Below are 2,332 nucleotides of genomic sequence, written 5' to 3' on the forward strand. Positions count from 1 at the left end.
CGGGCGCGACAGGCGCGGAGGGAGCCCGCACGAGCACCGGCGCGGGCAGGAAGCAGCGGCCCGCCGTTCGACGGGCCGAGTCAGCGCAGCCCCGCCGGGCCGGCGGGCCGTGGGTCAGCGGTGGGGCCGGGTCAGCGGTGCCCCTCCGGGCGCTGCCGCCACCGGTCCTCCATCCGATCCAGAAACGACGAACGCCGGCCGGACCGCCCGCGCGGACGGCGTCGGCTGCTGGTCGTCGTTCCCCCGACCACGTGCAGGTCGGGGGACTGGGCCTTGCGGTGCGACTGCACCGCGTACGCCGCCGAACCCAGCATGATGACGAAACCCACCACCGCGAGCGGTGGGGTCTTGATCACCGCACCGTAGACCAGTAGAGCCAGGCCAACGATGATCGCGCCGGCAGCGACGAGCAGACGACGCCGCGCGTGGAAGCGCGGATCGCTGGCGCGCACAGCCGAGGCGAATTTGGGGTCCTCGGCAAGCGACCGCTCGATCTGCTCGAACAGCCGCTGCTCGTGCTCCGAGAGCGGCACGGCACTCCTCCCCGGTCACGTTGGTCGGTCCGGTCGGACCGACAGACCGTGGCAGCCAACCGGCTGCTTACCGTCAAGTCTACGAGGGGGGTCGCGCGTCGGAAAGCGGGACGACCTATGGGCGGGGCGGATTTTCGTTTCGTCTGGGATCGCGACGGCCAAGCAGGCTCGCCGGACCTATGACGGACCGCCCGAATCGGGCGGCGGCGGCGTCCGCCACGGCCTCCGCCTCCCGCCAGCCGCGTTCGGGCGCGCCAAGCGTCAGCTGCTGTGGCGTCTGGCCTGCCGGGGCGAGCCCCTCCATCCGCACCCCGACGAGGCGAATCCGGTCACTGGGGTCGAGGGCGGTGTAGAGGGCCCACGCCGTGTCGAACGTCTCCCGCGCCGTGTCGGTCGCCACGTCGAGGGTGCGGGAGCGGTTGACGGTGCGGAAGTCGGCCGTCCGCACCTTGATCGACACCGTCCGGCCGACCTGGCCGGCCCGGCGCAGCCGGGCGCCGACCTTCTCGGCGAGGGCGAGCAGGGCCCGGCGGATCTCCAGCGGGTCGGCCACGTCGGCGTCGAAGGTCACCTCGGCACCGATCGACTTCTCCACCTGCTCGGGGGTGACCCGACGCGGGTCCCGCCCCTGGGCCAGCCCGTGCAGGTGGGCCGCGGCCGCCTCGCCGAGCGCTTTGCGAAGCATGCCGTACGGGGCCTCGGCCAGGTCACCTATGGTGGCCAGCCCGAGCCGGCGCAGCGTCTCGGCGGAGCGCTCCCCCACGCCCCACAGGGCGTCGACCGGCAGCGGGCGCAGGAAGTCGAGCACCCGGTCGGCCGGCACCACGAGCAGCCCGTCGGGTTTGGCCCGGGTGGAGCCGAGCTTCGCCACGAACTTGCTCGGCGCGACCCCCACCGAGCAGGTCAGGCCCTGCTCGTCGGCGACCCGGGCGCGGATGCTCCGGGCGATCCGGGCCGGCGGGCCGAACAGCCGGCGCGCGCCGGCCACGTCGAGGAACGCCTCGTCGAGCGAGAGTGGCTCGACCAGTGGGGTGACGTCCCGGAAGATCTGCATCACGGCCCGGGAGGCGGCGGTGTACTGCGCGAAGTCGGGCGGCAGATAGACCGCGTGCGGGCACAGCGACCGGGCGCGCATGATCGGCATGGCGCTGCGGATGCCGTACCGTCGGGCCTCGTAGCTGGCGGAGCTGACCACGCCACGCTGGCCGACCCCGCCGACCACGACGGGCCGGCCCCGCAGCTCAGGTCGGCGGCGCACCTCGACCGAGGCGTAGAAGGCGTCCATGTCGACGTGCAGGATCGGGCTGCCGGAGTCGTCGCCGTCGGGCCCGAAGCGCGGGTCGCCACCGCGCGGCAACGACTGACTGCGGCCCATTCCGGCAGGCTAGCCCCCGGGTACGACACGCCGGCTGGCCCGGGGCCGCCCAGCCGTCGCACCACCAGCCTCAGCCGCGCACCACGAGCAGCGGGATGGTCATCTCGGCGGCGGTGTCCGACCCGTGGTACGCCACCAGGCGGGCGTCGACCGGGTGCTCCGAGCGGGTGGCGACCACGGCGGACGTGCCCCGGCAGGCCACCACCACGTCGCCGATCCGGCCCAGGTGCGCCTCGGGCACCGGCCCGAACCAGCCGGTGGCCACCGCCTCGTCCCGGCGCAGCACCCGGGCCGCGCCGCCGAGCACGGCCGACCAGGTGGCCACCACGTCGTCGACCGCGCCCGGCGCGACGTGCAGATAGCGGACCCGGGGTTCCCCGGCGAGCACCCGCACCCCGGCCCGCAGCCGGGGATCGGCATCGAA

General features: G+C 74.7%; 2 protein-coding genes and 1 pseudogene. All 3 read right to left on the reverse strand.

Translation table 11 applies throughout. The annotated features are described in order from the left end of the window. Positions 1–131: 131 nt before the first annotated feature. Positions 132–533 carry a DUF3040 domain-containing protein gene (locus MCAG_RS06525; protein ID WP_007072179.1) on the reverse strand — a complete coding sequence of 134 codons (402 nt, stop codon included), beginning with the start codon at positions 531–533 and terminating at the stop codon, positions 132–134. A gap of 115 nt (positions 534–648) precedes the next feature. Then, positions 649–1,908 carry a DNA polymerase IV gene (locus MCAG_RS06530; RefSeq protein WP_007072180.1) on the reverse strand — a complete coding sequence of 420 codons (1,260 nt, stop codon included), beginning with the start codon at positions 1,906–1,908 and terminating at the stop codon, positions 649–651. 70 nt (positions 1,909–1,978) lie between these two features. Beyond that, a pseudogene (locus MCAG_RS06535) lies at positions 1,979–2,332 on the reverse strand (alkaline phosphatase family protein); the annotation flags it as partial.

The organism is Micromonospora sp. ATCC 39149, from assembly GCF_000158815.1.
Lineage (GTDB): Bacteria > Actinomycetota > Actinomycetes > Mycobacteriales > Micromonosporaceae > Micromonospora.

What these genes read in the sequence shown, in the direction of transcription:
- MCAG_RS06530 (WP_007072180.1), bottom strand. Translation starts at nt 1,908, where the DNA reads ATGGGCCGCAGTCAGTCGTTGCCGCGCGGTGGCGACCCGCGCTTCGGG.